Consider the following 7,314-nt stretch of genomic DNA (forward strand, 5'->3'; position numbering starts at 1 on the left):
CGCGTTGATCGGCGGCAGGGTGATCGGGCCCTGGTCGTCGTCGCCCGTGGTCTTCGGGACGGGCGGGACGGCCGTGGCGGGCAGCTTGCCCCGCTGCGCGAGGACCTCCTTGGCCGCCTTCTTCGTCTGGGCGCGCATCGCGGGCGTCAGCGGGACGTAGCCGACGGGCCGCTGCCCGGGCAGCACCCCGGCCTTCTGCCCGGCGCCCGCGGCGTGCCCGAGGAAGGCCGCGATCTTCTTGGCCTTCGCGGTCTCGACGCCGCTGGTCGGCACCTGCGCGTACTGGACGTTGGTGAGCGGGTACGCCTTGGCGTCGCGGGCCGTGTAGTCGGGCGACTGGGTGATGCCGTCCTTGTTCTTCTTGAGGTGTTTCAGCATCGCGCCCATGGAGGCGTCGGTCGGCGCGACGAACTTGCCGGCCGCGTTCCTGATCCGCGCGGTGGGGAAGCGGAGCGCGGCGGCGTCGGCGGTCGAGACGATCGCGATCAGCCCCCGGTTGCCGACGGCGTACGGCGCGGTCTTCACGAAGTTGCCGAACTGGTCCTTCACGTAGTTCTCGCTGTTGTCGCGGTTGGTGACCAGGTAGCGGGCCACTTCCTTGAGCCCGAGCACGGGGATGAACCCGTGCTGGAAGCGTTTGTCGGGGTCGCGGGAGACCAGCGAGCCCTCCGGCCACTTCAGGCCCTTGAAGTTGGTGTTGACCCGCATCCCGCCGGGCGCCTTGCCCCCGGCCATGAACCGTGCGGTGTCGGGGTCGGACGCCAGCCAGCGGGTCAGCTCGTAGGTGAGGTCGTTGTCACCGGAGACGACGGTCGGCCAGCCCTGGCTGGGCCACGACCTGTCCGCGCCGTTCAGCTTCAGGAACTCGGGATCCTGGAACAGGTCCTGCGGGTTGTCCCTGGTGGCCTTGTTGCAGTCCTTCACACCGGGGCCGCAGGCGGCGCTCATCGAGTACGACTCGCTGAGCAGCTTGGCGACCAGCCGCGGGGTGAGTTTCAGATCGGTGATCTGCTGGCCGGTGTCGGGGTCGTCGACCCGGTAGGCGATCGCGATCCCGGAGATCCCGAGGGGCGCGTAGGTGAACGGCCGGACGGGCACCGCCTCGTCGGGCCGGGTCGTCAGCGCGACGTCCACGTTCTTGGACTGGAAGTTCGACCGGGCCAGCGGGTCGCCGAGCGAGGCGTTGTAGTCGACGTCGACGGGTTTCTTCGCGGTGCACATGCCGGGCTGCCACTGCTCCATCAGCCGCCGGGACGGCGGGGAGCCGCTGGCCCGGAAGTCGGCGTCCTCGAGGGCGCAGGTCCCGGCCGACGGCGAGAACCCGATCGGCAGGACGAGCCGGTTGGCCCACGCCCACGCCGAGTCGAGGTACGCCTGGGTGGCGAGCTGCCCTTCCAGGGCGGGCCGGTTCGGGTCGCCGTCGTTGGGGATGACCACGACCGAGCAGGAGTTCTCGCCCTTGCAGCCGAGGCTGGCCGATTCGGTGAGGGTGCGGATCTCGAGGTCGGCGAAGCCCTTGCCGCTCGGCGCGGTCAGCGCGGTGATCGCGTTGGTGGGTCCGTCGGGCAGGACACTGCCGTTCTTCGGCTTGTCCGGGTAGGTGTACTGGCCGGAGCCGTAGCATTCGGCGATCGTCTTGGGATCGGCGGTGCGGCACTGGTAGACGCGGACCACGTGGGTGGTGCTGTCGCTGAGGAAGTTGTCGGAGCTGGGCGTGAACCCCGTCCAGCTCACCCGGACGACCTGGTTGACCAGGTTGGTCCGCTGACCGAGCTTGATCTTCCCCTTGGTGTTGCCGGGGTAGGCGGGCTGGGTCGGCGCGACGGTCGGCGAAGCGGACGGCCCCGGCGACGGCTGCCCGCCCGGCGGCACCGTCACGGTGACCGTGACGGTCGGCACCGGGGTCGGCGTCGCGGACGGGTTGGCGGCACCCGTCGTCACGATGACGAGGGCGACCGCGGCGAGGGCGGCGGCGAGGACCCGCATCCTACAAGCCTCCTTCGCGCCGGCGACGGCCCCGTAGATACGCGGTGAACAGCGGGGGGACGATCAGCGCGACCAGCAGCACCGACGCCGCCACGACGCCGAGCGCCAGCCCGTACCCGCTCTGCGCGGCCACTTCCACGGGTTCGGCGAACGCCGTGCTGTCCTGCTGCCCCGCGACGTTCGGCACGGTGGTCCCGCCGGTCGGCGCGGCGCTCGCGCCGCTGCTCGGCCCTGCGGACGGCCGGCCGCTGGGCGTCGCGGCGTTGCCCGCGCCGGGTTCGCCGCACGGCACCTTGCCGGCCTGGTCGCACGGTTCGGGCTGCTTCGCGGTCTCCAGCAGGACGTTCCGGCCGCCCTCGAAGGTCGGGTTGTGGCAGCCCGACAGGTCGTTGGCGCTGACGTCGATATGGCCCGGGATCCGTTCGACCTGCCGGTAGGCGGCCTCGACCAGGTTCTTGGTCAGCGGCGAGTAGCCCAGTTCTGCGGTCTTCTGCTGGCCCGCGCAGAGGAAGTAGTCGATGAAGGTGGAGAGGGTGCGGCCCTTCTCCTTGGTGAACGGCGCCTGCGTCGAGATCGGCACGATCATGTAGGAGTAGCTGGACAGCGGGTAGGCCCGCTTGTCCCCGTTGTTGTACACACCGGTCAGGTCCTGGGTGAGGTCCTTCGGATCGACGACGGCCTTGGTCAGCCCGACCGCGACGTTCTGCGCGGACGGCAGCACGTAGAAGTTCGCCTTGTTCTTCACCTTGACCACCGGGTATCCGGCGTTGAGGGCGTAGGCGTACTCCACATAGGTGATCGCGCCGTCGCCGTAGGACGCGGCGACGTACCCGGCGACGCCGTTGGAGCCGTTCTGCGCCTTGGAACCGGGGAACGCCGGGTAGAAGGAGGTCAGCCCCTTCTTCTTGAAGAACGGCCGCCACAGCTCGGGGTACTGGGTGTCCATGTAGAGCGAGAACTGGGCGGTCGTGCCGGAGCCGTCCGAACGCGTCACCGGGGTGATCTTCTTGTTCGGCATCGCGGTGCCGTTCATGTCCTTGGTGATCGCGGGATCGTTCCAGTTCGTGATCTTCCCGGTGAAGATCTTGGTGATGGTCTCCCCCGACAGCCGCAGGTTCTCGACCCGCTTGCCGTTCTTGGTCAGGTGGTACATGAACGCGGTGCCGCCCGCGACGATCGGCAGGTAGGCGTAGTCACGGCGCGACGTCTCCGGCGGGCTGCCGTCCTCGGGGTGGAGCTGGAACGGGATCTCCGAGACGCCGAAGTCGGTCTGCGCGTTGCGGAAGTCGGTGCGTCCGGCGGTGGATCCGGTGCCGGTGTAGTTGACGGTGATGCCGTTCTTCTTGACGTCGCCGGCCCACTGGTCGATCGCCACCTGGCTCCAGGTCGAGCCGCTGCCGGTGACGGGCACGTAGTCGGCGTAGGCCGGACGCACGGTGACCAGGACGAGCAGCGAGGCCAGGAGCAGCGGAACGATTCGCCTCATGCTCATTTCTCGGTCTCCTCGGGAACGGTGTCGGCGAGCCGCCGCCGGGCGCGGCGCGTGAGCTGCCCGGGCGCCGCACCCCCCAGCAGCCGCGCGACGGTGAACAGCACGAGCACGACGATGGCCAGGACCAGCGCCGCCCCGAACGCCCGCGACACCATGTCCGGCTGCGGGTACTTCACGTAGTTGTAGATGTACAGCGGAAGGTTGGTCATGTTGCCTTCGCGCGGGTCGGCGTTCATCCCGCGCGCGAATCCGGCGGTGAGCAGCACCGGCGCCGTCTCCCCGACACCGCGTGCCATCGCCAGCACGATCCCGGTGGCCAGCCCGGAGCGCGCGGTCGGCAGCACCACCCGCCACACGACCTGCCACTGCCCCGCCCCCAGGGCGTAGGCCGCTTCACGGAGCCCGCCGGGCACCAGCCGCAGCACCACCTCGGACGCCCGGGTGACGATCGGCACCATCATGATCGCGATGGCGAGCGCGGCGGCGAACCCCGACTTCTGGAAGCCGAGGGTGATGATGAACGCGGCCAGGATGAACAGCCCGGCCAGCACGGACGGCAGCGCGCTCATCGTGTCGACGATCAGCCGGACGGGCTTGGCGAGCCGCCCGCCGACCTCGACGAGGAACAGCGCGGTCGCGATGCCCAGCGGCATCGCGATGGCCACCCCGATCGAGAGCTGGAGCAGCGACCCGACCACCGCGTGGAGCACGCCGCCCTTGGTGAGCGGGTCGAGCGGCCCGGTGTCGGCCATCGTCTCCACGAAGAAGTTGGCGTGCCCGAACGCCTGCGAGCCGCGCAGGATCGTGAAGCCGAGGATGACGGCCAGCACGACCACCGCGAGCGCCCCCGCGCTGTGCACCAGCACGCTGACCAGCCGGTCGACGGCCGCGAGCCGGCCGTGCTCGTGCGTCACGATGATCGCGTACAGGGCGAGGAACGCCAGGTACCAGCAGACGGTGAAGCCGAACAGCCCGCTGAACGGCAGCAGCCTCGTGTACAGGACCCAGACCAGCGCGGCGCCCGCGGCGGCCGCGCCCAGCAGGGAGAACAGGTCCTCGCGGAGCGCTCCACCGGGCCGGAACCGGCCGCGCACCTGGCGGGGCGGTTCGAGCGCGGTGAGGTCGGTGCGGGTTTCGGTTGTGCTCATGGGCCTCAGGCCTCGGTCGACGCGCCGGAACGGCTGCGGCTGATGATGATGGCGGCGAAGAAGTTGATGACGAGCGTCACGGCGAACAGCACGAGGCCCGCGGCCATCAGCGCGGACAGCGCGAACTGTCCTGCGTCGGCGTAGCGCAGTGCGATCAGCGCCGAGATGGAGTTGCCGCCGCCTTCCAGGATGTGGCCGGTGACCAGGAAGTTCGGCGAGATGATCAGGACGACGGCGATGGTCTCGCCGAGCGCGCGGCCCAGCGACAGCATCGCCGCGCCGATCACGCCGCCGCGCCCGAACGGCAGCACGACCGTGCGGATCATGCCCCATTTGGTGGAGCCGAGCGCGTAGGCGGCCTCCCGCTCAGCCTGCGGCGCCTGGGAGAACACCTCCCGCGACAGCGAGCAGCAGATCGGGATGACCATCATCCCGACCACGAGTCCCGCGATGAAGTGCGACGAGGTGTAGGAGCCCGGGTCGTCGTGGTCGGTGTCGACCCGGAAGAACGGGATCCACGCCAGATGGTCCGACATCCAGCGGGAGATCCCGATGACGCGCGGCTGCAGGAACATCACGCCCCAGAGCCCGTAGAGGATCGACGGCACCGCGGCCATCAGGTCGACCAGCGCGATCAGCAGCTTCTTCGCGCGGGGCGCCGCGTACTCGCTGATGTACAGCGCCGCGAGCACCGCGATCGGCACGCCGACGCAGAGCGCCGTCACCGCGATCTCGATCGTCCCGGCGAGGACGGACGCGATGCCGTACTCGTTGCCCTCGGGATTCCAGGCCGCGGTGGTGAAGAAGTGGTAGCCGGCCCTGTTCAGCGCGGAGAAGCCGCGCAGCGTGAGGAACAGGCCGATGAACCCGAGGATGATCAGCAGGGTGACGCCCGAGCCGCGCACCGCGGAGCGGAAGGCGACGTCCTGCCCGTTGAAACGCGCGGTGAACCGGCGCCGCTGCTCCTGGGGAGCGGGCGGCGGGGCCGCGCCGGGGTTGTCCATGGAAACCGTTCTGGTCAACGGCCGAAAGGCGACCGGCGGGGGCCGGTCACCTTCGGCTCAACGTGCTGAATCCCGTCCCCGAGGGGTCAGGAGGTGGCGCCGCAGCCGCCGCCGATCGGCTCGAAGCCGTAGGTGCGGATGATGGCGGGCTGGTCGCAGACGAAGCCGTTCGCGCCGAACACCGGCTCGAACTTGGCGGCCTCAGCGGTGCGGACGGCGTTGTAGACGAGCCGCAGGAACTGGCGCGGGAAGTCGCCGGCGTTCAGGCGGATGTTCTTGCCCTTGACCGCGCCCTTCTTGGAGACGGTCACCTTGCCGGTGTACGGCGCGACGCCCGCGATCTTGCCGAGGACGGTCTTGCCGTGCCGGTCGGCCTTGTGGTTGATCGCCTGGGCGATCCACTGCGCGATCGAGTAAGGCGCGATGACGGCCTTGTCGGCGCCGATCTTCTTGCCGTCGTTCTCGATGTTGCTGGCCTTCTGGTTCACGCAGGAGCCGACCTGGGCGTCGGTCAGGCCGAGCGCGCCGAGGAAGAACGAGCGGGTGCCGGAACCGGTCTGCGGCAGCCACGGCTTGATGGCCACGCGGACCTTCTTCTTGCCCTTCTTGGCCTTCGTGCCGCCGACCTGGTCCCAGTAGCGGGCCGAGGAGGCGCACTTGAAGATGTTCGCGAGCTGCGACTTCTTCAGCGACTTCGGCGCGTAGGTCTGGAAGTTGGTCGCCCAGGTCACGCCGTCCTGCGCGAACGCGAAGAAGGTGAGGGCGGCCTCGGAGCCGTCGGTCTTCTTGGCGCGCGAGCTGCGGGCGAAGTCGTAGGCGCCCTCGGTGTCGCCCACCAGGGCCTTGATCCCGTTACCGGAGCCGACGACGCGGGCGCGGGCCGGGAGGCCGGCCTTCGGCACGAAGGTCTTGGAGCCGGTGGCGTTGAAGCTGGCGACCTTGGCGGCCGGCTTGGTCTTGTTGTACGCGGCGGCGAGCGCGCTCACCACGTCCTGGGTGGTGTCCGAGCCGACGCCGACGAGGTCGGTCTTGGCCGGGGTGAAGCCCGGGTCGGCCATCGCAGGGACCTGGACGGCAGAGACGGCCAGTGCGGCCAGTGCCGCGCTGAGAACCATCTTCTTGAGCATTCTTCCTCCGCGAAGATGCTTCGGCGGCCTTCTCGCCACCGGCGAACCACTCAGCTCGCGGGAGGAACTCTGAACGCGTCAGACGAACCCTGAACATCGGATCAAGTGGAGCGATCCAATCCATTGGGTAAAGAACGGGCAAACTCCGCTACGGGGCGGAAACATCACTTTAGGTGAGGGCTTCGGTGATCTTCTCGCGGAGGGCCGTCAGGGTCTCGGGGTCGGTCACGGGACGGCCGTCGGGGCCGACGCAGTAGAAGACGTCGACGGCCTCCGCCCCGAGCGTGTCGATCTTCGCGGCCTGGATCTGGAGCCCGAACTCCCCGAGCACCCGGCCGATCCGCCACAGCAGCCCGGGACGGTCGTGCGCCCGCACCTCGACGACCGTCGCGGTGTTCGACGCTTCCTCCACGATCGTGACGCGCGGCGGCGGCACCTTCACCCCCGGCCTGACCCGCACCGACGCGGCGCGCTTCTCCAGCCGGCCCGCGATGTCGAGCCGTCCGGCCAGCACCCGCCGCAGGTCGGCCTCGACGGTCGCGGGGTCGGGCGGGCTG

6 protein-coding genes are annotated in these 7,314 nt (G+C 69.7%); all 6 read right to left on the reverse strand.

What is annotated here, in order from left to right:
• Positions 1-1,986 (reverse strand): hypothetical protein (locus ACYVE7_RS25615; RefSeq protein ID WP_460367966.1); only part of this gene is annotated, 1,986 nt, incomplete at its 3' end.
• 1 nt (position 1,987) lies between these two features.
• On the reverse strand, positions 1,988-3,478 hold the full coding sequence (locus ACYVE7_RS25620) for a phosphate ABC transporter substrate-binding protein PstS (RefSeq protein WP_460367968.1): 1,491 nt from the start codon (positions 3,476-3,478) through the stop codon (positions 1,988-1,990).
• The gene (gene pstA / locus ACYVE7_RS25625) at positions 3,475-4,626 is read right to left on the reverse strand and encodes a phosphate ABC transporter permease PstA (protein ID WP_460367970.1); all 1,152 of its coding nucleotides are present in this window, start codon (positions 4,624-4,626) and stop codon (positions 3,475-3,477) included. The genes ACYVE7_RS25620 and pstA overlap by 4 nt, the downstream gene beginning before the upstream one ends.
• A 5-nt stretch (positions 4,627-4,631) precedes the next feature.
• The gene (gene pstC, locus ACYVE7_RS25630) at positions 4,632-5,630 is read right to left on the reverse strand and encodes a phosphate ABC transporter permease subunit PstC (protein ID WP_460367972.1); all 999 of its coding nucleotides are present in this window, start codon (positions 5,628-5,630) and stop codon (positions 4,632-4,634) included.
• A gap of 86 nt (positions 5,631-5,716) precedes the next feature.
• Positions 5,717-6,757 carry a substrate-binding domain-containing protein gene (locus ACYVE7_RS25635; protein WP_460367974.1) on the reverse strand — a complete coding sequence of 347 codons (1,041 nt, stop codon included), beginning with the start codon at positions 6,755-6,757 and terminating at the stop codon, positions 5,717-5,719.
• A 169-nt stretch (positions 6,758-6,926) separates the two neighbouring features.
• On the reverse strand, positions 6,927-7,314 hold a 388-nt coding region (locus ACYVE7_RS25640), incomplete at its 5' end, for an ACT domain-containing protein (protein WP_460367976.1).

Source organism: Actinocorallia lasiicapitis, assembly GCF_054778695.1.